Annotated in this window: 21 protein-coding genes; 8 read left to right on the forward strand and 13 right to left on the reverse strand. The window is 68.2% G+C overall.

The window, feature by feature from the left end:
* Nucleotides 1–2 precede the first annotated feature (2 nt).
* Nucleotides 3–842 (reverse strand): transporter substrate-binding domain-containing protein, encoded by an 840-nt coding sequence (locus tag O9344_RS02480; RefSeq protein WP_298472321.1) that lies wholly within the window; start codon nucleotides 840–842, stop codon nucleotides 3–5.
* A 212-nt stretch (nucleotides 843–1,054) separates the two neighbouring features.
* On the opposite strand from O9344_RS02480, the gene O9344_RS02485 reads away from it, so the two are divergent.
* Nucleotides 1,055–2,275 carry an FAD-binding domain-containing protein gene (locus O9344_RS02485; RefSeq protein ID WP_298472322.1) on the forward strand — a complete coding sequence of 407 codons (1,221 nt, stop codon included), beginning with the start codon at nucleotides 1,055–1,057 and terminating at the stop codon, nucleotides 2,273–2,275.
* A gap of 144 nt (nucleotides 2,276–2,419) precedes the next feature.
* Nucleotides 2,420–2,977, forward strand: a complete 558-nt coding sequence (locus O9344_RS02490) for a LysE family transporter (RefSeq protein WP_298472323.1) — start codon at nucleotides 2,420–2,422, stop codon at nucleotides 2,975–2,977.
* A 4-nt stretch (nucleotides 2,978–2,981) separates the two neighbouring features.
* On the opposite strand, the gene O9344_RS02495 is transcribed toward O9344_RS02490, so the two are convergent.
* From O9344_RS02495 to O9344_RS02515, 5 genes are all read right to left on the reverse strand, one after another.
* Nucleotides 2,982–3,998 carry a tripartite tricarboxylate transporter substrate binding protein gene (locus tag O9344_RS02495; protein ID WP_298472325.1) on the reverse strand — a complete coding sequence of 339 codons (1,017 nt, stop codon included), beginning with the start codon at nucleotides 3,996–3,998 and terminating at the stop codon, nucleotides 2,982–2,984.
* A gap of 1 nt (nucleotide 3,999) precedes the next feature.
* On the reverse strand, nucleotides 4,000–4,773 hold the full coding sequence (locus O9344_RS02500) for a 5-oxoprolinase subunit PxpA (RefSeq protein ID WP_298472326.1): 774 nt from the start codon (nucleotides 4,771–4,773) through the stop codon (nucleotides 4,000–4,002).
* A gap of 94 nt (nucleotides 4,774–4,867) precedes the next feature.
* On the reverse strand, nucleotides 4,868–6,490 hold the full coding sequence (locus O9344_RS02505; protein WP_298472328.1) for an ABC-F family ATP-binding cassette domain-containing protein: 1,623 nt from the start codon (nucleotides 6,488–6,490) through the stop codon (nucleotides 4,868–4,870).
* Between the two features lie 88 nt (nucleotides 6,491–6,578).
* The gene (locus O9344_RS02510; protein WP_298472330.1) at nucleotides 6,579–6,953 is read right to left on the reverse strand and encodes a Crp/Fnr family transcriptional regulator; all 375 of its coding nucleotides are present in this window, start codon (nucleotides 6,951–6,953) and stop codon (nucleotides 6,579–6,581) included.
* 73 nt (nucleotides 6,954–7,026) lie between these two features.
* Nucleotides 7,027–7,671: a cupin domain-containing protein gene (locus tag O9344_RS02515; protein WP_298472332.1), complete on the reverse strand. Its 645-nt coding sequence runs from the start codon at nucleotides 7,669–7,671 to the stop codon at nucleotides 7,027–7,029.
* 246 nt (nucleotides 7,672–7,917) lie between these two features.
* Between O9344_RS02515 and O9344_RS02520 the strand changes: the two genes are divergently transcribed.
* The 5 genes from O9344_RS02520 to O9344_RS02540 are packed head-to-tail and all read left to right on the forward strand — an operon-like array spanning nucleotide 7,918 to nucleotide 13,751.
* Nucleotides 7,918–9,606, forward strand: coding sequence for a peptide ABC transporter substrate-binding protein (locus tag O9344_RS02520; RefSeq protein WP_298472333.1), 1,689 nt, complete (start codon nucleotides 7,918–7,920; stop codon nucleotides 9,604–9,606).
* 27 nt (nucleotides 9,607–9,633) lie between these two features.
* Nucleotides 9,634–10,587, forward strand: coding sequence for an ABC transporter permease (locus O9344_RS02525; RefSeq protein ID WP_298472334.1), 954 nt, complete (start codon nucleotides 9,634–9,636; stop codon nucleotides 10,585–10,587).
* A gap of 3 nt (nucleotides 10,588–10,590) precedes the next feature.
* Complete coding sequence (locus tag O9344_RS02530; protein WP_298472335.1) at nucleotides 10,591–11,466, forward strand: ABC transporter permease; 876 nt, start codon at nucleotides 10,591–10,593, stop codon at nucleotides 11,464–11,466.
* Nucleotides 11,467–11,484: 18 nt separating this feature from the next.
* The gene (locus tag O9344_RS02535) at nucleotides 11,485–12,813 is read left to right on the forward strand and encodes an FAD-binding oxidoreductase (RefSeq protein ID WP_298472336.1); all 1,329 of its coding nucleotides are present in this window, start codon (nucleotides 11,485–11,487) and stop codon (nucleotides 12,811–12,813) included.
* Nucleotides 12,814–12,824: 11 nt separating this feature from the next.
* On the forward strand, nucleotides 12,825–13,751 hold the full coding sequence (locus tag O9344_RS02540; protein ID WP_298472338.1) for a glyoxylate/hydroxypyruvate reductase A: 927 nt from the start codon (nucleotides 12,825–12,827) through the stop codon (nucleotides 13,749–13,751).
* A gap of 18 nt (nucleotides 13,752–13,769) precedes the next feature.
* Here the strand turns inward: O9344_RS02540 and O9344_RS02545 are convergent, their stop codons facing one another.
* The 3 genes from O9344_RS02545 to O9344_RS02555 all read right to left on the reverse strand — a co-directional run bounded on the left by O9344_RS02545 (nucleotide 13,770) and on the right by O9344_RS02555 (nucleotide 17,508).
* Nucleotides 13,770–14,660, reverse strand: coding sequence for a hypothetical protein (locus O9344_RS02545; RefSeq protein WP_298472340.1), 891 nt, complete (start codon nucleotides 14,658–14,660; stop codon nucleotides 13,770–13,772).
* 404 nt (nucleotides 14,661–15,064) lie between these two features.
* Nucleotides 15,065–15,940, reverse strand: coding sequence for a hypothetical protein (locus tag O9344_RS02550; protein WP_298472341.1), 876 nt, complete (start codon nucleotides 15,938–15,940; stop codon nucleotides 15,065–15,067).
* A 188-nt stretch (nucleotides 15,941–16,128) separates the two neighbouring features.
* Nucleotides 16,129–17,508 (reverse strand): carbohydrate porin, encoded by a 1,380-nt coding sequence (locus tag O9344_RS02555; protein ID WP_298472342.1) that lies wholly within the window; start codon nucleotides 17,506–17,508, stop codon nucleotides 16,129–16,131.
* Nucleotides 17,509–17,695: 187 nt separating this feature from the next.
* On the opposite strand from O9344_RS02555, the gene O9344_RS02560 reads away from it, so the two are divergent.
* The gene (locus O9344_RS02560; protein WP_298472343.1) at nucleotides 17,696–19,273 is read left to right on the forward strand and encodes a glycosyltransferase family 39 protein; all 1,578 of its coding nucleotides are present in this window, start codon (nucleotides 17,696–17,698) and stop codon (nucleotides 19,271–19,273) included.
* Nucleotides 19,274–19,285: 12 nt separating this feature from the next.
* On the opposite strand, the gene O9344_RS02565 is transcribed toward O9344_RS02560, so the two are convergent.
* The 4 genes from O9344_RS02565 to O9344_RS02580 all read right to left on the reverse strand — a co-directional run bounded on the left by O9344_RS02565 (nucleotide 19,286) and on the right by O9344_RS02580 (nucleotide 26,544).
* On the reverse strand, nucleotides 19,286–20,797 hold the full coding sequence (locus O9344_RS02565) for a TolC family outer membrane protein (protein WP_298472345.1): 1,512 nt from the start codon (nucleotides 20,795–20,797) through the stop codon (nucleotides 19,286–19,288).
* Nucleotides 20,798–20,885: 88 nt separating this feature from the next.
* Nucleotides 20,886–24,029 (reverse strand): CusA/CzcA family heavy metal efflux RND transporter, encoded by a 3,144-nt coding sequence (locus O9344_RS02570; RefSeq protein WP_298472347.1) that lies wholly within the window; start codon nucleotides 24,027–24,029, stop codon nucleotides 20,886–20,888.
* A 13-nt stretch (nucleotides 24,030–24,042) separates the two neighbouring features.
* Nucleotides 24,043–25,296 (reverse strand): efflux RND transporter periplasmic adaptor subunit, encoded by a 1,254-nt coding sequence (locus tag O9344_RS02575; RefSeq protein ID WP_298472349.1) that lies wholly within the window; start codon nucleotides 25,294–25,296, stop codon nucleotides 24,043–24,045.
* A gap of 147 nt (nucleotides 25,297–25,443) precedes the next feature.
* Nucleotides 25,444–26,544: a sulfite oxidase gene (locus tag O9344_RS02580; RefSeq protein ID WP_298472351.1), complete on the reverse strand. Its 1,101-nt coding sequence runs from the start codon at nucleotides 26,542–26,544 to the stop codon at nucleotides 25,444–25,446.
* Nucleotides 26,545–26,650: the final 106 nt, after the last annotated feature.

Consider the following 26,650-nt stretch of genomic DNA (forward strand, 5'->3'; position numbering starts at 1 on the left):
CGTCAGCCGAGCATTTCCTTGATGATCGGCGGCGCAGCCTTGGGGTCGAGGCCGAAGCCGGTGAGGAACTCCTCGTACCAGCCCTGGATCCTGCGGCTGCGATAGTACTCCCCGACCTGCTGCTCGACGAAGGCCAGGAACGGCGCATCGCCCTTGCGTACGGCAGCGCTGGAGGGGTTCGACTGCGTCGGCTGAGGCACGACGATCTTGCCGGAGCCAAGGCGCTGGCGGGCGGCGATCAGCGGCGGATGGAACAGGCAGACCGCGTCGACGCGACCGGCCTGGAAGGCGGCGATCGCCTCGGTATTGCCAGGGAAGCGCTGGATCGCCGCCTTGGCGACATTGGTGGTGAGGAACCGGTCCATGCTGGTCGCCTGGGGCACGGCGATGCGCACCTCCGGCTTGTTGAGGTCCTCCCAGGAGCGCACCGCGAGATCGTCCTTCGCCAGCACGGCGAGGGAATAGTAGAGCAGCGGCGAGGCGGGGAAATCGACGGCCTCGGCGCGCTCGGGCGTCGCGTCAAGCACGTACATGATGTCGATGCGGTTGGCCTGCAGCGCCGCGATGGCGGTGCCCCAGGTCACCTCGACCGGCTCGAAGCGGACGCCGAGGGCTGCCGCCATAGCCTTGCCGACCGAGACCCCGACGCCCGAGGACCATTCACCGGTGCGGGCATCCTTGGAGTACCAGGGCGGCGCCTGGGTCACGCCGACGCGCAGCGAGCCGCGGCGCTTCACCTCGTCGAGGGTGCCGGTGCCCTGCGCGAAGGCCGGCGCGGCCAATATGCCGCCTGCGGCCGCGGCGAAAGTGGTGGTGAAGGTCCGCCGGTCGATCCTGCTCATGCCCGCCCCCTTGGCTGAAGAATTGCAGTCAAGAATGCCGATTGTCGATTGTCAACAATCTTCGGATCAACGCGATTGACACGCCGAAGGTCGAGCTGGGCAGTTGCATAAGCGCAGCGGCCCTGGGATGCATTCCAACCGCGCATATTGATGCCGTCGCTTGATTTCTGGTCGCCGTGATCCACCTCCCCGCCTCCACGGATGAGGCAGGCATGGCGGATCGTTGGATCGGAACACGCGCGGCGGGGCTCGCGGCCATGGAGGCCTTCGTGCCGGCCATGGGCCGGCGCTATGCCAATGGCCGCAACTACGACGACGGCCCGGGCCATCATCGCGCGGTGTCGCGGCTCTCGCCCTATATCCGCCGCCGCCTCCTTACCGAGCAGGAGGTCGTGGCTGCGGCGGTCGCCGCCCATGGCGCCGAGGGAGCGGAGAAGTTCGTCCAGGAGGTGATCTGGCGGACCTATTTCCAGGGCTGGCTGGAGCGCCGCCCGCAGGTCTGGGACGCCTATGTCACGGGGCTTGCCGGCGACCTTGCCGCCCTTGATGCCGACCGGCGGCTGCGGCGTGACGTGGAGCGGGCCGAGGCCGGCGCCACCGGCATCGCCTGCTTTGATGCCTGGGCGAACGAGCTCGTTGAGACCGGCTATCTCCACAACCACGCCCGCATGTGGTTCGCCTCGATCTGGATCTTCACCCTCGGCCTGCCCTGGCGCATCGGCGCGGACTTCTTCCTGCGCCATCTCATCGACGGCGATGCCGCCTCCAACACACTGGGCTGGCGCTGGGTCGCAGGGCTCCACACCCGCGGCAAGGCCTATCACGCCGAGGCCTGGAACATCGCGACCTATACCCGCCAGCGATTCACGCCGCGTGACAGCGACCTGTCGCGTGCGGCGGAGACGCTGGAGCATCTGGAGCCGGAGGGGCTGCCGCCGCTCCAGCCCCTGCGGCCCATTCGTGCGCCGGAGCCGGGACGCCCGACGGCCCTGCTCATCACCGACGAGGACGGGCGGGTCGAGGAGTTCGATCGCGATGGCCTCACCATCGTCGCTGCCGCAACGCTCGCTGCCTCGGCGCTGCGCTCACCGCGCGCCGTCGCCGAGCATGTGACCCGCTTCGAGCAGGAGGCGCTCGCCGACACCGCCGCGCGGGCGGACGTCACGGCGATCTCCCTCGAGGCGCTTCATCCGGGCGACCTCGCGCGCTGGGCCGCTGCGGCGGGCGCCACCCAGATCATCACGCCCTGGGTGACCCGCGGCCCCCTGCATGACTGGCTGCGCGCCGCCACGCCGGCGCTGGAGCGCGGCGGCATCGCCCTGTGCGAGTGGCGGCGCGACTGGGATGCTGCGATCTGGCCCCATGCCACCGCAGGCTTCTTCAAGGTGAAGCAGCAGATCCCGGCGGTGCTGGAGCGCTTCGGCATCGGCTGAGGCGGTTCGGAACCGCCTCGTCCACGCCGGCCTCAAGGCACGCGCTAAGCGCTGTCGGTACCGACGGCCAGTTGAGACAGCGCAAAGGCGTTCGGCGCGCCGGCATCTAGAAGAGGCGCATCGCTCTTCCAGGTCTGCGGTCCCATGTCTCTCCTGGCCTTTACCGGCGCCTCGCTGCTGATCCTCCTCACCCCCGGTCCGACCAACACTTTGCTGGCGGCGGCGGGAGCAGCCGGAGGTTTTCGGCGCAACGCCACCCTGCCGCTCGCCGAATCCCTCGGCTATGGCCTCGCCATCGGCGCCTATGGCGCGCTGGCGACCGCGCTCGCCGACAACCCGGCAGCGCTCGCCGTGCTCAAGCTCGCCAATATCGGCTGGCTTTGCCTCACGGCCGCGCGGCTCTGGACGCGTCCGCCTGCGGGTGCGGAGCCGGCGCGCGGGTCCTACGGGACCGTGCTGCTCGCGACGCTTCTCAACCCGAAGGCCATGCTCGTCGGCGTGATCCTCATCCCGGCCATGATGGCGCAGGCCCCGGTGGCCGCGATGCTCGCCTTCGCGGCCCTCTCCTTCCTCGCAGGCCTCACCTGGGTGGCGGTGGGCGCCAGCCTGCCGCCGGTGTTGAAGCGTCACGCAAACCGGGCGGCGGCAGCCATCGTCGCAGCCTTCGCCGTCATCGGCGCGATCAGTCTCGGCCAGGCCTGACCGTTCAGCGCGACAGGCGATCCCCGAGTTCGCCCTGATAGGCGCGATACCGCTCCACCTCGGCCTTGAGATAGTCGCCGGTCTCGGCGAGGGTCGCGGGGCTGTAGGTCTCGATACCGGCCCGCTGCAGCCGTTCACGCACCGCCGGATCGCGCAGGGCCTCGTTGATCGCCCCGTTGAGTTTTGTCACCGCCTCCGCCGGCATGCCCTTGGGCCCGATCATGATGACCCAGGAGGTCATGGTCGTGCCGGGAAAGCCGAGGGTTTCCAGCTGCGGCACGGCACCGACCGCGGGCGTATTGCTGGAGGCTGCGAGGGCAAGTGCCCGCACGCTCCCCGCCTCAATGAAGGAAACGGCCGATGCCAGCACCGCCACGCCGAAATCCGCCTCGCCCTTGTAGAGCGCCTCCATCATCGGCGCGCCGCCGCGATAAGGGACATGGAGCGCGGTCAGATCGCCGGCACGCTTGAGGTAAAGCTCGGCGCCGAACTGGGTAATGCCGCCATTGCCCGACGAGGCGTAGGAGACGCGGGCGGCATTGCCGCGCAGATGCGTGTTCAGCTCGGACAGGGTGCGGAAGGGTCGGTTCGCCGGCACGACGAGCACCAGCGGCGACTGGCCGACGAGCGCAATCGGCGCGAAATCGGCAAGCGGGTCATAGCGGGCGGTCTGGGGGAAGACGATCGGGTTGATGGCGAAGGCACCGGGATCCGACAGCATGATCGCGTAGCCATCGGGGGTGGCGCGGGCCGTCGCGGCGGCGGCGACGGAGCCACCCGCGCCGGCGCGGTTCTCGACGACCACGGGCGTCTCCAGCGAGCGGCTCATGCGCTCGGCGAGGATGCGGGCGGCGACGTCGCTGGTGCCGCCGGCCGCGAAGCCGACGGTGATGGTGATCGGCCGGTTCGGATATTGCGCGGCCGCCGGGGCGATGCCCCATGCTGCAACAAGGGCCAGTGCTGCGAGAGCGCGTCTCAGGGCGATCAACGTCATCGGCGGGCCTTTCGCGATGAGGGTCATGTCAGGTCATCATCTCCGGCAGGGTGACGACAGCGATGCCGGCGGCCTCCAGCCCCTTGCGCACATGGCCGGCAACCGCGACCGCCGTCGGCTCGTCGCCATGGACGCAGATGGTCTCCACCGCGACCTTCACCGTCGTGCCCTGTCGCGAGACGACCGTGCCGTCGCGGACCATGGAGAGGCACTGGGCGAGCGCGGTGTCGCCGTCCTTGTAGACAGAGCCCTTGATCTTGCGCGAGGTCAGGTTGCCGTCCTCCTCGTACTGGCGGTCCGCGAAGCCTTCCCTCGCAAGCTTCAGGCCAAGCTTCACCGCCGCCGCCTCCATCTGCGAGCCGGCAAGGGCGACATAGACGAGGTCCGGCGCGACGACCTGGATGGCGCGGCCGATAGCCAGCGCATAGTCCTCCCGCACCGCTGCCATGTTGTTGAGGGCGCCGTGGGGCTTCAGATGGGTCACGGGGAGGCCGGCATAGCGCGCCATCGCCTGGAGGGCGCCGATCTGGTAGGCGACCATGTGCTCGAGGTCGCGCGGGTCCATGTCAATGTTGCGGCGGCCGAAGCCCCAGAGGTCGTTGAAGCCGGGATGGACGCCGATGCTCACGCCCTCCTGCTTCGCCAGCATGACGAGGCGCTGCATGGTATTGGCATCGCCCGCATGGAAGCCGCAGGCGACATTGGCCGACCGGATAATGGTCATGAGCGCGGCATCGTTGCCGATATCGTAGGCGCCGAAGCCCTCGGCGATATCGGCATTCAGGTTGATCTTGAGCGTCATGGCAGCCCTCCTCGTCACGCGAGTGTAGAGGGCCGCGGGCGCAAGGCCTGCGCGTTTTTCGCAGAGCGGCATCGCCCGCTGACGCGCCTCTCCGTCAGCTCCTCAGGCCGGGGGCTTCCTGGCCGGTGCGGGCGACATACTCAAGATAGCCGCCGCCATAGACATGCGGCCCCTCGGGGGTGAGTTCCAGCACGCGGTTCGACAGGGCGGCGAGGAAGTGCCGGTCATGCGAGACGAAGAGCATGGTGCCCTCGTAGTCGCTGAGCGCCTGGATCAGCATTTCCTTGGTGGCCATGTCGAGGTGGTTGGTCGGCTCGTCGAGGACGAGGAAATTCGGCGGATCGTAGAGCATCCGCGCCATGACGAGGCGCGCCTTCTCGCCGCCGGAGAGCACGCGGCAGCGCTTCTCGACATCGTCTCCGGAGAAGCCGAAGCAGCCGGCAAGAGCGCGCAGCGAGCCCTGGCCCGCCTGGGGGAAGGCGTCCTCCAGCCATTCGAAGACGGTGGCCTCGCCATCGAGGAGGTCCATGGCATGCTGGGCGAAATAGCCGAGCTTGACGCTGGCGCCGACCTGCACCGTGCCGCGATCGGGATCGGTCGAACCGGTCACGAGCTTCAGCAGCGTCGACTTGCCGGCGCCGTTGACGCCCATCACGCACCAGCGTTCCTTGCGGCGGATGCTGAAATCCAGCCCCTCGTAGATGGTGCGGCTGCCGTAGCGCTTGTCCACCTGCTTGATGTTGACGACGTCCTCGCCGGAGCGGGGCGCCGGCAGGAACTCGAACATCACGGTCTGGCGGCGGCGCGGCGGCTCGACCCGATCGATCTTGTCGAGCTTCTTCACCCGGCTCTGCACCTGCGCGGCATGGGAGGCGCGGGCCTTGAAGCGCTCGATGAAGGCGATCTCCTTGGCGAGCATGGCCTGCTGGCGCTCGAACTGCGCCTGCTGCTGCTTTTCGGCCAGCGCCCGCTGCTGCTCGTAGAAGGCGTAATCGCCGGAATAGGAGGTGAGCGCGCCGCCGTCGATCTCGATGATCTTGCCGACGATGCGGTTCATGAACTCGCGATCGTGCGAGGTCATGATGAGCGCGCCCTCGAAGCCCTTGAGGAAGGATTCGAGCCAGATGAGGCTCTCGATGTCGAGGTGGTTGGAGGGCTCGTCGAGCAGCATGGCGTCGGGCCGCATCAAGAGGATACGGGCGAGCGCGACGCGCATCTTCCAGCCGCCGGAGAGCTTGCCGACATCGCCCTCCATCATCTCCTCGGAGAAACCGAGGCCAGCGAGGACCTCGCGCGCGCGACCGTCGAGCGCGTAGCCGTCGAGCTCCTCGAAGCGCCCCTGGACCTCGCCATAGCGGCTGATGATCTCGTCCATGCGGTCGGCCTGGTCGGGATCGGCCATCGCGGCCTCGAGCGCCTTGAGCTCGGCCGCAACCTCGCTCACGGGGCCTGCGCCCTCCATGACCTCGGCAACGGCACTGCGGCCGCCCATCTCGCCGACATCCTGGCTGAAATAGCCGATGGTGACGCCGCGATCGACGGAGACCTGGCCCTCGTCGGGCTGCTCCTGGCCGGTGATCATGCGGAACAGAGTCGTCTTGCCCGCGCCGTTGGGGCCGACGAGACCGATCTTCTCGCCGCGCTGCAACGCGGCCGAGGCCTCGATGAAGATGATCTGCTTGCCGTTCTGCTTGCCGATGTTCTCGAGGCGGATCATGCGCGGGAGGCTGCCGGGTCAGTTGCTGGTGCCCGGGGCCATACGCCATGCGGCGGCGCAGCGAAAGCCCGCAGCCGCGCGCGGCGCGCTACAGCGCCTCGTTGGTGGCGCGCAGGCGATGCACCAGCACGTCCATCACGAACCAGCAGAAGCCAGGGATCTCCTCGACCATGAAGCGGAACTTCTTCTGGTCGATCAGCGCGATCTCGGCGGTCTCCACCACCTTGGCGGTCGCGGAGCGCGGATTCTTGTCCACCATCGACACGGTGCCGAGGGCGCGTCCCGCCTCCACCGTCTCGATGAACTTGCCATGGCTGGTCATCTCCACCCGGCCACCGAGGACGAAGTAGAGGTAGACGGGCTCGTCGCCCTCGCGGAACAGGATGTCGCCCTCGCCGTAGCGCATGACCGTGCCGAGGCCGCGCGCGATCTCGCGGAAGTCGCTGGAGCCGTTGGATGTCATGGAGCGGCCTCCCTGCCGTGTCGCAATACCGTCACATGACGATAGGCGAACGGTCAATTGGCGGGACCGTGGATCAGCGCGGACCGAGCGTCGTCACCCAGATGACGCGGGCCACCTGCTGGGTCGGATTGTCGAACATATGCGGGACGGTCGAGGGGAAGCGGAAGCTGTCGCCGGGTTCCAGCACATGGGCCTCGTGGTCAAGCCAGAGCCTGAGGCGGCCGGCAAGGACATAGCCGGCCTTCTCGCCGGTATGGCGAACGAAATCGGTGCCCGAGGAGCCGCCCGGGTTGAGGGTCAGCTCATAGAACTCGATCTCGCCTTTCTCAGCCGGCGTCAGCGCCTCCTTGACCACGCCGCTGGCGGTGAGGCGGAGCAGGCGGCGGTCGTTCTTGCGGACGATGTAGCGAGCAGGCGAAGCCGGCGCGTGCTCCTCGAAGAAGTAGGAGATCGGCACGTCGAGCGCGATGGACAGGAGCCGGAGCGTGCGCACCGACGGCGTCGCCAGCGCCCGCTCCACCTGGCTGATCATGCCGGAGGACAGGCCCGTGCGCTTCGCCACCTCCTGGATGGAGAGACCGGCACGCTGGCGCATGACGCGGATGGTCTCGCCGAGGCGCTGGTCGCCGTCATCGGCAAGCGCCGTGGCGGCCGGCTCGGCGAGAGCCTCGGCCTGCGGCACGACCCCTGCCCGCCCTGCGCTGCTGCGACCGCTCATGCGACGTCCTTCTCCATTTCGCGAGGCGACGAGAACACCATCCTGCCACGCGCAAATGCAGGGGTGATCTTCTGCCAGGGCAGGCGTGGGGCGCGGCCGGCGCCATTGACAGCCCTGTTTAGCAGTGTTGAAGTTTGCTGACGATAATTCAAGCGCATTGAACGCCGCGGACGGTGATCCGCCGGGCGCCGGAGCCCTTCCGGCGGACGGGAGAGCCATGCCGCGTGTCAGTCACGGGGGTCGATGATGAGCGACGAGACGAACAGCGTCAAAGCAGTGCCGACCCTCGCCACCGGACCGAGCCGCCGCGTCCTGATGGTGCTCGGCGCCGGCGCCGCCGCCGGCCTCGCCGCCCCCTCCGCCCTCCTCGCCCAGGGCGCACGGCCCGCAGGACCTCCCGACCGGCCGCGCGGCCAGATCGTCGCCGCCCTGTCGCAGGAACCGACCTCCTTCAACCCGCTCATGCCGGGCATCGAGGTCGACCAGGCGGTGTGGTGGCAGGTCTTCTCGACGCTCTGGGTCATCGATCCCGAGGGCAATTTCGTCCCCGACCTCGCCCGCGAGGTGCCGACGGTGGCCAATGGCGGTCTGTCGGCCGATGGCCTCACCTGGAAGATCAAGCTGCGCAGCGACGTGAAGTGGCATGACGGCACGCCCTTCACCGCCGAGGACGTGAAATACTCGCTGGAGCTGATCAACAACCCGAACTTCCGGGTGCGCAACCGCGTCGGCCACAGCCTCGTCAAGGATATCAAGGTGGTGGCGCCGGACGAGATCCACTGGCGGATGGAGAGCCCCTATTCGCCCTACCTGTCGATCCTGGCGCTGACCTATCTCGTGCCGAAGCACATCCTGGAGAAGGCGCAGGACGTCAACGCCTCGGTGATGAACACCGCGCCCATCGGCACTGGCCCCTTCCGCTGGGTGTCGCGCCAGCCCGGGGACAATATCCAGCTTGCCGCCAACACCGCCTATCACGGCAAGGGTCCCTATGTTGAGCGGCTGATCTTCAAATACATCCCCGACCTGACGGTGCTCTACACCCAGTTCCGCACCGGCCAGGTCGACTACACGGGCATCCAGGGCATCCTGCCGAACTTCGTGCGCGAGGCGAAGACGCTGCGCGACCGCACCGTCGTCGTTTCCTCCACCTCCTCGGTCGAGCATATCGCGCCGAACCTCGACTTCGGCCCGCTCACCGACAAGGCGGTGCGCGAGGCGCTGTACATGGCGGTCAACAAGAAGGCGATCATCGACGCGCTGAACTACGGCCTGCCGACACCGACCGAGACCTTCGTGCCGCAGGACGGCTGGGCCTTCCAGAAGGGCCTGCCCGCCCACAGCTTCGACCCGGCCAAGGCCAATGCGCTGCTGGATGCGGCCGGCTGGGCGCGCGGCTCCGACGGGGTGCGCGCCAAGGGCGGCGTCAGGCTCGAATTCACCAATTCGACCACATCGGGCAATGCCGTGCGCGAGCAGACGCAGCAGCTGCTGATGCAGGACTGGAAAGCCATCGGCGCATCCATGCGCATCCAGAACATGCCGCCCGCCGTCATGTGGGGCGAGTTCTGGCAGCAGTCGAAGTTCAACTCAGCCCTCGTCTCGGTGAACTTCATGCTCGGCGCCGATCCAGACGTGACGCCGCGCTTCGGCTCCGGTGCCATCCCGGCCAAGGGCGGCCGCGGCTTCAACACCTACCAGTACCAGAGCGCCGAGGCCGACCGGCTGCTGACCCTCGGCGCCACGCAGTTCGACCTTGCTGAGCGCAAGCAGACCTATGGCGCGCTGCAGACGCTGATCCGCAACGACCTCGCCATCCTGCCGCTCTACCAGGGCGTCATCGCCGAGGGCCTGAAGGCGAACTTGCGCGGCTTCCGCCCCAACGGCAACGCCTCCACCAACACCTGGAACATCCGCGAATGGTACTGGGCGTGACGGCCGACGCAGGCGGGCCGGTCTGACATGGCGCGTTTCCTCGTCAACCGGCTGGGACAGGCGGTGTTGCTGCTCGCCATCGTCTCCATGCTCGGCTTCGCCATCCTGCATCTGGCGCCCGGTGGGCCGCTGTCGCAGTTCGCCCTGTCGTCGCAGATGACGCAGGAGGATCTCGACCGCATCACCCGCCAGCTCGGCCTCGACCGGCCCCTGCCCATCCAGTACGCCGACTGGCTGTGGCGCATGCTGCGCGGCGACTGGGGCAATTCCTATCGCGACGGCGAGCCGGTGCTGAAGATCATCGGCGCCCATCTCGGCGCGACCCTTGAGCTGATGGCGACGGCCACCGTCATCGCCATCCTGCTGGGCTGCTGGGTCGGCATTCTCGGCGCCATCCGGCGCTACTCGATCTTCGACCAGCTCGCGACCGTCGGCGCCATGGTGGCGCTGTCGATCCCGACCTTCTGGTTCGGGCTCATCGCCATCTACCTGTTCTCGGTGACGCTGGGCTGGCTGCCCTCGGGCAATCGCCACACGGTCGGCGAGGAGGGCTCGCTCCTCGACATGATCCATCACCTCATCGCGCCCGCCCTGGTGCTGGCGCTGGTGGAAACGGCCATGTGGGGGCGCTTCATGCGCTCCTCCATGCTCGACGTCATCAACCAGGACTATATCCGCACGGCCCGCGCCAAGGGCCTGCCGGAATGGCGGATCCTGTCGCAGCACGCGCTGCGCAACGCGCTCCTGCCGATGATCACCGTGGCAGGCCTGCAATTCCCGACATTGCTCGGCGGTGCGCTGGTCACTGAGACGGTCTTCACCTGGCCGGGCATGGGCCGGCTCTTCCTCGATTCCATCGGCTACCGCGACTATCCCGTCGTGATGGGCATCCTGATGTTCTCCGCCACCATGGTGCTCATCGGCTCGCTCATCGCCGACATCCTCTATGCGGTCGTCGACCCGCGCATTCGGGTGGGCTGAACCATGACCGTCGCCGCGCTGCCCATCGAGCACGTCACGCCGGCCCAGGCCGCCTGGCGCCGCTTCCGCCGCCATCGCCTCGCCATGGCCGGGGCGGTGGTGATCCTCGTGCTGATCCTCGGCTCGACGATCGGGCCGTTTCTCCTGCCCTTCGACGACAAGTTCATCGACATCATGCACCGCTTCGCCCCGCCGCTGACGGGCGCCCATGTGCTCGGCACCGACGAGCTCGGCCGCGACGTGCTGGCGCGGCTGATGATGGGCGGGCGGGTGTCGCTCGCCATCGGCATCGTCGCCATGCTCATCGCCATGGGGGTGGGCATCGTCATCGGCACCTTCGCCGGCTTCTATGGCGGCGTGCTCGGTGCGGCGCTGATGCGCTTCGTCGACGCGGTGCTGTGCTTCCCGGCGATCTTCCTGCTGCTGGCGCTGGCGGCCCTCATCGAGCCCGGCATCCTCGCCACGACGATCCTTATCTCGGCCACTGCCTGGATGAGCGTCGCCCGCATCGTCGAGGCGCAGATGCGCGCCCTGCGGGAGCGCGACTTCGCCGCGGCCGCCGTCGCCTTCGGTGCCTCGGACCTCCGGATCATGTTCAAGGAACTGCTGCCCAACGCCATGGCGGCCATCGTCGTGGCCGCGACGCTCAACGTCGCCAAGGCGATCCTGCTCGAATCCTATGTGAGCTATCTCGGCTATGGCATCCAGCCGCCGGCGGCGAGCTGGGGAAACATGCTCAACAACGCGCAGATCTACATGACGAGCGCGCCCTGGCTCGCCATCGTGCCGGGCATCGCCATCACGCTGGCCGTGACCAGCTTCAACTTCCTCGGCGACGGGTTGCGCGACGCGCTCGACCCGCGCCTCGACATCCACTGAACGTATCCGGAGCCGCCCATGTCCCCGCCCCTCACCCGCATCGAGAGCGATGCCCGCCTGCCGGAGAGCGTCGATGTGGTCGTCATCGGCGGCGGCGTCATCGGCGTCTCCTCGGCCTACCAGCTCGCCCGCAAGGGCCTGTCGGTGGCGCTGGTCGAGAAGGGCCATGTCGGCTGCGAGCAATCGAGCCGCAACTGGGGCTGGTGCCGGCAGCAGGGCCGCGCCCGCGCCGAGATCCCGCTGGCGCGCGAGAGCCTGCGCCTGTGGGAGGAGATGCAGGCGGACGCGGGCGAGGATGCCGGCTTCCGCCGCACCGGCGTGCTTTTCCTCACCAAGAACCCGGCCGAGCTCGCCGCCTGGGAGAAGTGGGCGGAGATCGCCCGCGAGATGCAGGTCCATTCGACTGTCCTCTCCCCCGCCGAGGTGCAGGAGCGGCTGCCGCATAATGCCGATACCTGGGTGGGTGGCCTCGTCACCCCGAGCGATGGCCGCGCCGAGCCCTCCATGGCCGTTCCGGTTCTCGCCAAGGCGGCGCGCAAGCACGGCGTCACCATCCACGAGGACTGCGCGGCCCGCGGGCTCGAGACCTCGGCCGGCCGGGTCTCGGGCGTGGTGACGGAGAAGGGCACGATCCGCGCCTCCTCGGTGCTGCTGGCCGGCGGCGCCTGGTCCTCGCTGTTCTGCCGCCGCCACGGCATCGACCTGCCGATCGGCCTCGTCAACGCCACGGCCTGCCGCACGACGCCCGCCGGCGAGATCACCGACGGCGCTCTCGGCACCGATTTCTTCTGCGTACGCCGCCGGCTCGACGGCGGCCTGACGCTGGCGCTGCGCGGCCGCGGTACGGTGGATCTGACGCCCGACCTCATCCGCTATGCCCGCACCTTCCTGCCGACCTACCGGCAGCGGCGGAAGGGCCTGAAGATCTCTTTCGGCAAGCCCTTCCTCGACCAGCTGCTGCGCGGCACCAGCTGGCGGCTCGACCAGCCCTCGCCCTTCGAGGCGGAGCGGGTGCGCGACCCCGCCCCGGACATGAGCCTCGTCGAGGAGGCGCTGGCCGCCCTCGTCAAGGCCAATCCGAACCTTGAGGGAATCGGCATCGCCGAGGCCTGGGGCGGGACAATCGACACGACGCCGGACACGATCCCGGTCATCTCGGGGGTCGACACGCTGCCCGGCTTCTTCCTCGCAACCGGCTTCTCCGGCCACGGCTTCGGCATCGGACCGGGCGCCGGTCGCCTTGCGGCCGACATCGTCACCGGGGACACGCCACTCATCGACCCCGCCGCCTATTCCCACCAGCGCCTCGTCGACGGCCGCCCCCTCGCCCCCGTCGGCCTGTTCTGACGGGCGGCACGATGAGCTTCCTCTACAAGGCCAACCCCGTTCGCGGCGCCGAATGGGGCCGGCACTTCGCGGCGCTGGCACCCGACATTCCGTTTTCGCTGTGGCCGGGGACGGGTGACCCGCGGGACGTCCGCTGGCTCGCCACCTGGGTGCCACCGGACGACATCGCCGCAACCTTCCCGAACCTCGAACTGGTCTTCTCGGTCGGTGCCGGCGTCGACCAGTTCGACTTCACCAAGATCCCGCCGCAGGTGCCGCTGGTGCGGATGCTCGAGCCGAACATCGCCGAGAGCATGGTGGAATATGTCTGCCTCGCCGTGCTGGCACTGCACCGCGACCTGCCACTCTTCCTCGCCCAGCAGCGGCGGGAGGTGTGGAAGGAGTTCCAGATCACCACGGCGGCACGGCGGCGCGTGGGGGTCATGGGCCTCGGCCAGCTTGGCCAGGCGGCGCTTCAGCGCCTCAAGGCCTTCGGCTTCCCGCTGGCGGGGTGGAACCGCTCGCCACGCGCCATCGACGGCGTCGAGGTCTTCACGGGCACAGAAGGACTGCCGGCCTTCCTCGCCCGCACCGATATCCTCGTCTGCCTGCTGCCGCTGACCGACGAGACGCGCGGCATTCTGACCGCCGACCTGTTCGCGCAGCTGCCGGACGGCGCCATGCTGGTGAATGTCGGCCGCGGCGGGCACCTCGTTCAGGAGGACCTCTTGGCGGCGCTCGATACGGCCAAGCTCGCCGCCGCCATGCTCGACGTCGCCGATCCCGAGCCGCTGCCGGCGGGCCATCCGCTCTGGCGGCACGAGAAGGTGATCATCACCCCCCACATCGCCAGCATGACCCATCCGGAAACGGCCGTGCGCTTCGTCCTCGACACGATCGCCCGCCACCGGCGCGGCGAGCCCCTGCCCGGCCTCGTCGACCGCAGCCGCGGCTATTGAGCGCCGCAGACGCAAGCCTCAGAGCATGCCGCCGATGCGCAGACGGAACTGCTGTCGTTCGGCATTGACGAGGTCGTAGTTGCCCGTGGCGCCTGCCGCGGCGCGACCCCAGATCTGGGGCGTCCAGGCGACCGAAAGGAACACGTATTGCAAGGGCCCGACCGTACCGAACTCATGGTAAAGCGTCGGCCCGGCGAGGATGGCGTGGCCTGACCAGCGGCCATAGAAGGCATTGCCGAAGGAAGCTGCGTAGCGGGCATTGACGCCGACGAAAGTGTTGCCGCCCGGCGTCAGGCGATAGGTCGCGGCGAGGCCAAGTTCGAGGGCTGAATCGGCGACATGGCCGGGCGCCAGGCGCACGCGCTCCGTGCCCGGCCCGAGGCTGAAGTTGAAGGCCCCGTAAAGCCGATCCCCTGACAGGGCCATGTCGATGGCGCCTTTGATCGCGACGGAATAGCGGTCGGCGGAGAAGGCCGTGCCCTCGGAGATTTTCGCATAGCGCGTCTCGATACCGACCGAGAAGCCGGGGTCGAAGGCGTGTTCGCCGCGCTCGCGGAACTGGTAGGCGACCTGGACCGACGCTCCGTCAAAGGCGGAACGATTGTGGTTGGGATAGCCCGGCACCGTGTTGTCGCGGATGGCATGGAAGGCGTGCCAGAAGGCCACCGAGATCATCCAGCGCGGCGCGGCGAGCCAGGTGGCCTCCACCTTGGAGTTGAGGGAGGTGAAGCGTCCGTTCTGCTTGCCGTGATGTCCGATGATCTCGGTCTGGATATCGACGGTGCAAGGCTCGCTGAGCGCCGTTCCGTCAAGGAAGCCGAAGGCGTCGTCCGGCTCGGCGGGGCTGGGTGGATGCTGAACCGGGGTGCACGTGGCAGCGAGCGCCGGCGAGGCGGCGAGCAGCGCCAAGCAACACAGCGTAGCCGGTAGCCCCCGGATCATGGCGACGCCCCCCGTGCCGCGATTCCCTGGCCGACGGTATCTCAGTGGTGCATCGACTCACAAGCGAGAGACCGGCGGGTCGGGGACGATGAAAAGCGGCAATGCAACACGGACGGCGACATCGCCGTCATCATGACGAACACCGTGACCCTTCGGGCCGGCATCGTCGGCTGGCGCGAGCGCGTGGCCACCAATGCCGCCTGGCTCGCCTAGGCTCATGCAACGCCGGTCCTGAGCGGCGCGGCTCCGGTCTGCCTTGCCGATGCGATCATTCCGCCCCACGCGCCGGACGACGACGGCGCGCCCTTCGCCTCACCGGGGGCCGTGAGGCTTCGACGCCGATGCTCCCTGACGGGCTTCCCACGGGGGCGTCAGAACCGTCGCCCCACCACCGCCAGGAACTGGTGGCGCTCGAAGTCGCGCATTTTGAGCGTACCAACGCCGCCCACCTCGCGGCCGGCGACCTGGACAGTCCAGGACAGGCTGATCCAGCCCTTCTCAATGGGCGCATAGAGGGTCGGACCGACGTGGATCGCGTCGCCCTGGAAGCGGCCGAAGGTCGAGCCGGCATAGGCCCGCTGGTAGATCAGCTCGGCACCGAGCCAGAGATTGTCGGCGACCCGTGCCGACCCCGCGATGGCCAGGCCGGCATTCGACGTCATGTCGAAACCGGCATTGCCCGATACGTAGCTGCGGCCGCTCGCCATGATGATGTTGGCCCCGAAAAGCAGGCGGTCCCAGATCGGCTCGATATCGAAGGCGAGTCGTGCCTCCACCTGATCAGACCGCCCGCGTTCACCGGTGGCCATGTTGCGCTGGTCAGTGGTGGCCGCAAGCTGCAGCGTCATTCCGAATGGGGCACGCTCGCGGTCGAGAAAGCGATAACGGCCCTGGATGCCGAAGCCTGTGACGAATGCGCCGCGTACATCGGTGGTCCCCGGGACGTTGTGATTGTTGGCGGTCAGCCCGCGCAGCGACAGAGACGCCGAGAAATTCTCCACCACGCCGTATTTGAGCTCCAAAGTCGGGCTGGTGGTCGCATAGGCCCCCGCGCGGCGACCGATGCGGCCCGGCAGCACCAGATGCGGGACGAATGCTCCCGGCTCCTCCGTGTCGGCGCCGGAGGTCTGGCCGAAGAGATGTTCGGTGTCGACCTCACTCGCGCGCTGCCGTCCCGGCGGATCGGCGAAGGCCGAGGCGCATCCGGACCAGAGGACAAGAGCGAGAAGCGGCGTGCGACGCGACACGGAGTACCTCCTGAGGCCCGAAATCGCGGCCTCTTGCAAATGCGAACTGTTTGCAACAATATCGATGGATCCGGCTTTGTCCAGTCGGATGAGCCATGCCGACCTGCCCGGTCAGGGGGACTGTTGCGGAAAACTCCCGGCGGCGCTTCCGGCCGCGTCGGCAGGCGAGTCGTGAAGTCGGCAGGAGTTCAGAACCGGACCATGGTCCGGATGCCGCCGACGAGTGCGTTGCGGCCGGGATCGCCATTGGGGTGGATCACATAGGTGAGCACCGGCTGCACCGTGAGACCGGGCCTAACCAGGGCCTGATAGGTGAATTCCAGGTTGAGCTCGTAGTCGCGGATCACCGTCGGCAGCCCGGTGAAGATGGCAACATCGCGGTCGAAGGCGCGCGCACGATCGGAGAAGCGCGAATAGTCGATGCCGAACCCGAATTTGTCGTCCGGGCGATGCGGGATCATGCCGGAGAAGATGATGCCGCCGTCAGCGAAAAAGCCGATGAGGTTGCGGTCGCCAGGGCTGAAGGAGACACGGCCGTAGAGGCTGACGCCGCTGTCCGCATCGCCGCCCTGCGGGCGATAGATCTGTTGGTCCACCACGGCATAGAGACCCCAGTTGCCGCGCCGGGACAACGGCACTCCGGACCCGGTAGGGTTCGCGATCAGCGTTCCGTCATTGGCAAAGCGCTGATCGTTGAAACGGCCGAGATGCGCCCAGGTGCCGAGCTTGATCGTGGTCGCGAGGCCGGTGTCGGTGGGTGCCCGGTTCTGCCGCCACTGCGCCTCGGCCATGAGCAGAGCCGGATCGGTGACACGGAAGTTCAGGCCGTAGCGGTTGCGCAACTGCTCGTCGCCGGCACCGGGACCGGCCGGATTGCCGTTGAAGATGGCGAAGAGCAGCGACCAGTTCGGGGTCGGATCGATCTTGAGGCGCACACCGGGCGTGGAGAGCGGATAGGCCGGGCCGCCGCTCTGCAGGTTGGCTGCGGCGATGGTCGCCCAGTCGCTCTGCAGCATGAGCGCGCTCATGGCGGAGAAGAAGAACTCCGTGTCGGCGGCCAGCTGACCGACCCTGACGCTGGCGGCGCCACCGGCGAATTTCTGCTCCAGCCACAGTTCCGACAGACGGATCGTCGGCACGGCCTCGATGGCGGCGATGGTGTTGAGGCCGCCGACATAGTCGCGGCGGATCCGGCCGGTGTTGTGGATGAAAAAGACATTCGAATAGAAGGTGAGGCCCTGGAGGCCCATCAGCTTCTCGAGGTCGGCCTGCATCGCCGCCTCGAGCTTGCCCTGGTTGATGACGCCGCGCCTGAGGCCGCCGACGGCATTGCCGAGGACGTCGTTGGTGTAGAGCAGGTTCCAGTTGATGCCGCGTTCGGCGAGCCAGCGCCGCGTGCCGGACGGATCGCCGTCCGAAGGCAGGGACGTCGCGATCGAGGGCACCGGCACGCCGGCCCCATTGTATTCGGGCTGGTCGGCCATGGCGGGCCGCAGCGTTGCCGCGGCGCCGAGAAGCAGGCCAGACGTCAGCGCGAGGGCTCCCGCCCCCCTGAAAATGTCGCGCATCAGCCACCCCTACCCGCAACGATAAAAGCCCTGCCATAGGGCGGCTATCGGAGCAAACGTTTCCTGCGAGTCATTCGCAACAGGACGATGACACCCGGGCCCGCTTTGGCTGTGTAACTGTTTGCAACGCAGCATAGAAAGGCGTAAGGCGACATTCGATTTCATTGTGCGAAGTCGGTCCGATCAGTTGCCCGTTTCCCCCGTTTTTTGGCGCTCGGAGCGCCAGCTGGCCGCGACGGCTCCTCAGGCCTCGCTGGCTGCGCTGGTGGCGCGGCATGGCGGTCGCATCTTCTGGACCCTGGCGCTGACCCACGCAGTTCTGTCGGTGGTTGCGCCGGCGATTGGTTTCCACACCCTGCCGCGCGACACGATCGAGGGCTTCCTCTGGGGCCGCAGCTTCCAGTGGGGCTATTTCAAGCATCCGCCCCTGCAGGCCTGGATCCTCGGCTGGAGCGAGACCGTGGCTCCGCGCGCCGCATGGCTCGCCTATCTCTATGCCCAGATCTGCGCGCTGGTGACGCTCTTTGCCATATGGCGCCTGGCGCGGACTATCCTCGGGCCCGCAGCCGGCGTCATCGCCAGCATGCTGACGCTGGTCGGCATCCACTATTACGGCCCGCCCATGGCGACCTTCACGCCGGACACGCTGTCGGCGCCGCTCTGGGCCCTCACCGGCCTGTTCTGGTGGCGTGCGGTGGTGCAGCGCCGGCCGCTGTTCTGGTTTGCCCTGGCGCTCACCGTCGCCGTCTCGGTCTATGCGAAATATGTCGTGCTGCTGCTGGTCGGCGTGCTCGGCGTCCTCACCCTGGGCACGCCCGAGGGCCGTAAGGAGCTGATGCGCCGCGAACCCTGGCTGGCGCTGGTCTTCGGCCTGTTGCTGGCGGCACCCCACATCGCCTGGATCATCGATGCCGGCGGCTCCTCGCTCGCCCATGCGGTCTCGACCGACGCCAAGGCCGGCACGTTCGGGATGCGGCTGTGGTTCTGCTTCAGTTTCCTGATGGCGCAGGTTGTCGAGCACAGCGGCCTCATCGCGCTGGTGGTGCTCTGCATCGGGATCGGGCGGGCACGCCCCGCAACCGAGCTCATCATCGAGGAACGGCCTGTGGCCGAGCGAGAGCGGGCCATACTGCTCGCCATGGCCTTCGCGCCAATCCTGATCGCCCTGCTCACCAATCTCATCGTCGGGGGCGAGTTCCGCCAGGGTCGCGGCACCGCGCTCTTCGCCTTTTCCGGCATCGCCGCTGTCCTGATTGCAGGCCCTGTCCTGCGTATCGGCCGGCTGAGGGTTGCCGCCGTCATCGCCCTCACCATGGTCGTGGCGCTGCCGATCATCAATGCCGGCCATCACCACCTGCGCCTCGCCTGGGGGGCGGCCGTCGTGCCGACGCTCTATCCGGCCCGGGCCCTTGCCACGGAACTCGAGGCGCGCTGGAAGGAGCGCACCGCGCTGCCGCTGCGCATCGTCGTCGGCGAGCGTTGGCACGCCGGCAACATCGCCTTCTATGCCAATTCCAGGCCGCAGATCCTGCTCGACGGCGATTTCCGCATCTCGCCGTGGATCAGCCGCGAGCGCCTCGCGCGCGAGGGCGCGCTTCTCGTCTGGCACCCGTCCGACCGCGCGATGCTCGCGCGCCTTCGCGACCTCGTTCCGGATCTCGAAGCGGAGGGCTATGCCTTTGCGCCGCCCGCGGTTCGCGGCGGCGTGCCATCGCGGCTCGCCTATGCGGTGATCGAACCGGAACCGGTCGACGACGAAGACTGACGCGTCCGGCCGTCAGCGCCGCGGCGTCTCGGCCGGCGGCACGACACGCAGGTCACGCCAGGCATCGCCGCGCACCTCCCAGTCCGACCGCGCCGGTGCCACCGGCTGCCCCGCCGGCACAAGGCTGGCGATGCCGAGCCGCGCCGGTTCAAGGCGTCCCGTGGCGGCCAGGATGCTGAAGGTCGCGACAATCCGGTCGCCCTGCGCCTGGATCAGGCGGCCGCGGGCGATGGTGAGGTCCTGCTGAGCGTTCAGGAGCTCGACGAGGGTGCGCACGCCCGCCTCGACCTGCTTCTGCATGCCGTCGACACTGACCTCTGCCGCCTTCGACTCCGTCGTCGCCGCACGGATCGTTGCGCCCGCGCTCAGATAGGCAGTGTAGCCGGCATAGGCGGCCGAGCGCGCCTGAAGACGCGCAGAGTCCAGCTGAAGGCGGGCTGCTCCAAGGAGCTCCTGAGCCTGGCGAACCTGCGCCTCCGGCCCTCCGCCGGCATAGAGCGGCACTGTCAGACGACCGGTCAACTGGGCGCTGTCGGTGCGCCGCGTGCTGGCGTCCGTGTCGAGATCACGAGCCACTGCGCCTTGCATCGAAAGTTGCGGCAGCATTTGGCCCTGTGCGATCCGCACGGCGGCGTCGGCCGCACGCACCTGCTCCGTGGCTGCCAAAACCGCGGGATTGCCGGTTCCCGCAAGATCGCGGGATGAATCGCGACTGGACGGCAGCAAGGCGTCGAGCGAACGGACCGGGCGGAGCTGGTTCGCCGCCGGAGCGCCCACCAGACGGGCGAAACGGTCGCGGGCGATCTGCAGGTCGGCCTCAGCGGCGGCCAAGTCCGCCTGCCCGCGGCTGAGGCGTGCTTCAGCCTGGGCCACGTCGGTCGGGGTCGCGACACCGGAAGACAGGCGCGTTCTTGCGCTGCTCAGCGTGGTGTTGAGAAAGCCGATGTTGCGCCGTTGCACGTCGACGAGCGCATGTCCCGTGAGCACGGCGACATAGCTGGCCGCGACATCCAGAAGAATCGACTGCTCAACGGCGCGCAACTGCTGCCTTTGCCCTTCGGTAAGCCGCTGAGCCTGGATCACGGAGTTCTGTGTGCGGCCGCCGTCGAAAAGACTTTGGGTGGCGACGAGACCGACGCCGCGCATGCCGACGGTGGCGCTGTTGATCGTGTTGGTGGGCGTCCCACGCAAGGTTTCACGGGTGGCCAGAACGCCGGCATAGGCCGTGGCGCTGACCTGCGGCAGGCCGGCCGCACGCGCCTGGGCGATGCTCTCGGCGGTGGCGCGCACCTGGCCGCGCTGGGCCTGGATGTCGGGATTGGTCGCGAAGGCGCGGGCGAGCGCCGCCTCCAGCGTGGTGATGCCGACGGGGGCGGCCGGCGGCCGGCTGCCCTGGGCGGAGCGTGGCTGCGTGCCCTCGGCGATGGCGGGCGCGACGAAGCCCGCGGCCAGGGCCGCCACCGCCAGCGCAATCAGCGATGCGCCGGCCCAGCGGGAACGACGGGGAGGCAGCTGGCGGTTCATGAACAGGCTCGCGACATGACCGCCACCAACGCCTGTCGGCCGGCGAAGTCAAACGGCAGAATGCCGCGCGACAAGGCGATCCCCAGGCTCATGTCACCACCTCGCTCTCGTCTCGCTGACGGCGCGACACGAGCGCGATCAGCGCCGGGAGGATGATGAGGATGAGGAAGGGAGCGACCAGGATACCGCCCACCACGACGAAGGCGAGCGGGCGCTGCACCTGGCTGCCGATGCCGGTGTTGAGCGCCGCCGGCAGCAGGCCGACGCAAGCTGCGACGCAGGTGATGAGCACCGGCCGCATGCGGACCCTGCCGCATTCGATCGCCGCCTCGATGCGATCGCGACCCGCCCCGACAAGGCTGTTGAAATAGGAGATGACGATGATGCCCTCCATCACCGACACGCCGACCAGCGCGATGAAGCCGATGGCGGCGGAGACGCCGAAGGGCGTGCCGGTCAGCACCAGCGAGAAGATGCCGCCGACCATGGCAAGCGGCACGACCGAAAGCGCGAGCAGCGTGTCGACAATGGAGTTGAAGTTGGCGAAGAGCAGGAAGGCGATGAGCAGCAGGGTGATCGGCACGACCACCTGGAGGCGGGCGATGGCGTTCTGCAGGTTCTCGAACTCCCCGGCCCATTCCATACGCATGCCGGCGGGCAGTTGGACCTGCTCGGCCATCTTGGTCTGCGCCTCCTGAATCGCCGATCCAAGGTCGCGGTCGCGCACGGAGAAGCGGATCGGGATGTAGCGCTGCTGCTGCTCGCGATAAATGGCGGCGGCACCGGAGACGAGGTTGACGGACGCCACTTCGCTGAGCGGGATCTGCGTGACCGTCCCGGACGCATCCACTGCGCCGATGCGCAGGTTGAGGATGGCCTCGGGGCTCTGGCGGAACTCTGGCGCGAGGCGGACGATGATGGGGAAGCGCCGGTCGCTACCGGGCTCGAAGAAGTCACCGGGCGTGTCGCCGCCGATGGCGGTCCGGATCGCGGTGTTGATGTCACCGGGGCTGAGGCCGTAGCGCCCGGCGGCGAGCCGGTCGATGCGGATGGTCAGCGTCGGCTGGCCGAGCACGGTGAAGACGGCGAGGTCGTCGATGCCGCGCACGCTGGCGAGGACGCGGCGCACCCTCTCGGCCTGTTCGGTGGCGACCTCGAGATTGTTGCCGAAGAGCTTGATGGCGTTCTCGCCCTTCACGCCCGAGGCGGCCTCGGAGACGTTGTCCTCGAGATATTGCGAGAAGTTGAAGTCGACGCCGGGGAATTCCCGCGAGAGCCGCGCGAGCATCTGCTCGACGAGCTTGTTCTTGTCGACGCCCTGGCGCCATTGCTCAGGCGGCTTGAGGGGCGTGAAGAACTCGACATTGTTGAAGCCGGCGACTTCGGTGCCGTCGTCGGTGCGGCCCTGCTGGGAGACGACGCTCTGCACTTCCGGATAGCTTGCGATCACCCGCCGGATGCGATTGGCGTAGAGGTTGCCCTCCTCCAGCGAGATGGTCGGATTGAGGGTGGCGCGGATCCAGAGGTTGCCCTCTTCCAGCTTCGGCAGGAATTCGAGTCCCAGGGTGCGGCCGGCGAGCAGCGACACGGCGAGCAGAACGACTGCGCAGACCATGGTGATGCCGCGATGCGCCACGGCCCGGGCGAGCATCGGCTCGTAGACGGCGCGGATGCCGCGAACGATGAAGGTTTCCTTCTCGGACAGGTGCCCCCGCAGCAGGAAGACGGCGAGGGCCGGCGTGACGAAGAAGGCGCAGATCAGGCCGCCCGAGAGCGCATAGGCATAGGTCTTCGCCATGGGCGAGAAGATGTGCCCTTCGACGCCCTGCATGGTGAAGAGCGGCAGGAAGCTCGTCACAATGATGAGGCAGGAGAAGATGATCGCCGTGCCCACCTGATTGGAGGCGGTCAGGATCGTGTGGATGCGGCCGCGCAGGTCGGTGGCGGCATCCTCCTTGATCCCGTGCTTCTCCTTCTCGTGACTTCGTTCGGAGAGCATGCGGAAGATGTTCTCGGTCATGATGACCGCGGCATCGACGATGAGGCCGAAATCGACCGCGCCGACCGAGAGAAGGTTGGCGGATTCCCCCCTCACGACCATGAACGTCACGGCGAAGGCGAGCGCGAAGGGAATGGTCAGCGCAACAATGACCGCCGAGCGGAAATTGCCGAGGAACAGCCACTGCACGATGAAGATCAGCGCGATGCCGAAGGACGCGCTGTGCAGCACCGTATGGGTGGTGATGTCGATGAGTTCCTTGCGGTCGTAGATGCGCTCGATCCTGACACCGGGCGGCAGCACGCCGCCGTTGTTGATCCGGGCCACCTCGGCGAGGACGCGCTCGATGGTCGGGCGGCTCTGCTCGCCGCGGCGCATGAGGACGATGCCCTGGACAATGTCGTCGTCGTTGTTCTGGCCGGCAATGCCGAGGCGCGTCTTGTGGCCGATGGAGACCGTGGCGATGTCGCGCACGCGGACGGGGGTCGTGCCGGCATTGGCGACGAAGGTGTCCGCAATGTCCTCGATCGAAGAGATGAGGCCGACGCCGCGGATGACGCCGGATTGCGCCCCGAGCGACACGGTGTTGCCGCCGACATTCTGGTTGGAGTTCTGCAGCGCCGTCATCAGCTGCGGCATGGTCAGGCCATAGGCGAGCAGCTTGTTGAAATCGACGGTGACCTCATAGGCCTTGCTCTTGCCGCCCCAGCCGATGGCGTCGACGACGCCGGGGATGGAGCGGAAGCGGCGCTGAAGCACCCAGTTCTGCAGGGTGTTGAGATCGGTGACGGAATAGTCGGGCGGCCCGACGAGCCGGTATCGGAAGATTTCGCCGATGGGGCTGAGCGGGGAGATCTGCGGCTGGGCGCCGTTCGGCAGGCCGGAGAGCAGCGACAGCTGGTTCAGGACGCGCTGGAGCGCCACCTCGTAGGTGACGTCATAGGTGAACTGCAGCTTCACGTCCGACAGGCCGAAGACGGAGGTCGTGCGGATCAGCCTGAGGTTCTGCAGGCCCGCGGTGACCGATTCGATCGGCACGGTGATGTAGCGCTCGATCTCCTCGGAGGAGAGCCCTGGCGCCTGGGTGATGACGTTCACCATCGGCGGCACCGGGTCAGGATAGGCCTCGATGTTGAGCCGCATGAAGGCAATCGAGCCGGCGAGGCACAGGACGCCGGCGAGCAGGACCATCAGGATCCGCTGCGTCAGGGCGAACTCGAAGATCTTGTTCATGATCCCGGCCCGGTCAGCGGCGGAAGGCGGCGGTCATCTGGTCGATGAAGAGCGCCCCCCGGACGACGACCTCCTCGCCAACCCTAACGCCCTCGACGATCTGCACCTGATCACCGTCGGTGATGCCCGGCGTGACGCGGCGAAGCTCCGCCGTTTTGTCGGGATGGGCGACCCAGAGGCGGGCGATGGGGCCTTCGTAGATGAGGGCGTTGCGGGGCACGGCGGGCGCCGTCACCGCCTGGCCCACCTGGATCGTCACGCTGGCGAACATCTGCTGCTTCAGCACGCCCTGCGGATTGTCGACCGTTGCTCGGACGAGAAGCCGCTTCGAGGTCGCGTCAATGCTGGCGCTGATGAAGTCGAGGCGGGCGGCGAAGGCCTGATTGCGCAGGGCGATGATGCGGAACTCGACCGGCGCACCGCGGCGCACGCGCGGCACATCCTCCTCGCGGACGAAGATGTTGAGCCAGAGCGTGTCGAGATCGTCGATGACGAAAACCGGTTCGCCGCCGCCGGAGAGGAACTGGCCTGGGCTGACGCGCCGCGTGACGACGGTGCCGTCGGCGGGCGCAGGGATCGCGATCTCCGGGTTGATGCGGCGATCGGCGCGGAAGCTGGCGATCTCGGCATCGGTCTTGCCGAAAAGGCGCAGGCGGTTCTCGAGGGCCTCCAGCCCCGTCACGGCCGCGCGATGGTCGGCGCGGGCATTGTCGAGGTCGGCACGGGCCTGGTCGACGTCGCGCTGCGGCGCCGCCCGGCCCGCCAGAAGATCGTTCTGGCGCTTCTCGTTGATCTCGGCGAGGCGGAGTTGCGCGACCGCCTTGTCGAGATTGGAGATGGCGGCGACGAACTCGTTCTGGGTCTGCACCATTTCGTTGGCGAGCATGAACAGCAGCGGCTGGCCGCGGCGCACCACGTCGCCGGCGATGACCGGCACGCGGGTGGTGCGGCCGGCATAGGGCGAGATGACCGGGACGGCGCTGTTCTCGTCGATCGCGAGACGGCCTTCGGTGAGGATCTGTTCGCGGAAGCTGCGGGGCTCGACCTTGGTGAGCACGAAGGTCGACCAGTCAGCCTCGGAGATGCGGAACCGGCCGTCGACGCGGGTGACGCGATCAGGCGCCTCCGCCGGCGATTCGGCCGGCTTCGACGAGCCGAAAAGGCGGCCGAAGAAGGACAGATCGACGGCCTGGGCGCCGGAGGCGGCCGCGGACATGCCGAGGACGACCAGCGCCGGGAGCCAGAGGGAGCGGAATTTCGGCAGCAAGGTCGGGCACTTTCGCGTCGAGAAGGACCGCCTCGGCGATTGGCCGGCAGCGGCTTTCCACTAGCCGGTATCGGCCAAACGGTCAAAACGATCAATCAGCACATTCACGCACAGCAACACGCTACCGCGAGGCGGTTTTGTCGGCCCTCAGGCCGCCACGCCCGCGACCCGGTGGGCGAGGTTGTTGCAGTAGCCGCGCGGGTTCCAGGGCGCGGTATCGAGCGGTTGCTCGCGACCAGCGAGGTCCCGGGCCACGGCGACGAGCGTCACGGGCCCTCTGGTAACGGTCAGCGCGGCCGAGAAGCGGCGCCAGGCGAAGGGTTCGCCGGTCGGTGCCAGATTCGCCTCGGTCCAGCTGGCGCCGCCATCGGCGGAGACGCGCACGCCCGCGACGGGCGTCGCGCCCGACCAGGCCCAGCCCGCGACGGCGAGCGGGGCTTTGGACCCATGGGTGAAGCCCGCCGCTGGCGTGGTGATCAGCGACTTCACGGGCATGTCGGTGATCACGGCGAAACCGGCCGGATCGACGGCCTCGCCCGGCCCGAGAGGCGTCACGGGAAGCCGGTAATCCGTGCCGCGCATCTTCTCGCCGTCATGCTCGCGGTCGCGGATCTCGAGGCGGTCCAGCCATTTCTGCCAGGCCGATCCGGGATAGCCGGGCACGACCACCCGCAGCGGTCCACCATGAAGAGCTGGCAGCGGTGCGCCATTCATGGCGAAGGCGAGAAGCGTTTCGGGGGCGAGCGCCTTGGCGATGGGAATGCCGCGCGACAGGGCGGGCTTGCCAGGCGCCGTGAGGCTGCGATCGGGGCTGTGATGGGCGGTGTAGACGGCCGCTTCGGTAAGTCCCGCCCGCTGCAGGACGTCGCGCATCCGCACACCCGTCCAGCGGGCGCAGCCGACGGCGCCATCACGCCATTGCGCGCCGGAGACGGGCGGCGAGAGGAAGGCGCGGCCGTTGCCGGCGCATTCGAGGACAGCGCTCAGGTCTACGACGGGAAAGTCGCGGGCGAGGTCGGTAAGGCTGAGGGACAACGGCTGGCGTACCTCGCCGGTCACCTCCAGACGCCAGGCCTCGGGGGCGCCGATGGCGGGCATATCGCCGTTGTTGCGGACGAAAAAGGCCTCGTCCGGGGTCAGTTCGGGGTCAAGCGCCGCGGCATCCGGCTCGCCGTTCAGCGCGTCGTCCTCGAGCCAGCGCAGGCGCGGCTTGCTGGCGAAGACGGCATCGGGCGCCGGATGCGGCATGCGGGGGTGACCTCGTGCGGAAGCTGCCGGCGAGCCTAGCCGGGCACCCGCCGGGGTGCCAGCCCCGGGCCCGCCGGAGGAGAACGGCGTTTCGTCACGCCCCGCG

Origin of the sequence: Phreatobacter sp. (genome assembly GCF_027532945.1) — a bacterium.
In the GTDB taxonomy this organism is placed as follows: domain Bacteria; phylum Pseudomonadota; class Alphaproteobacteria; order Rhizobiales; family Phreatobacteraceae; genus Phreatobacter.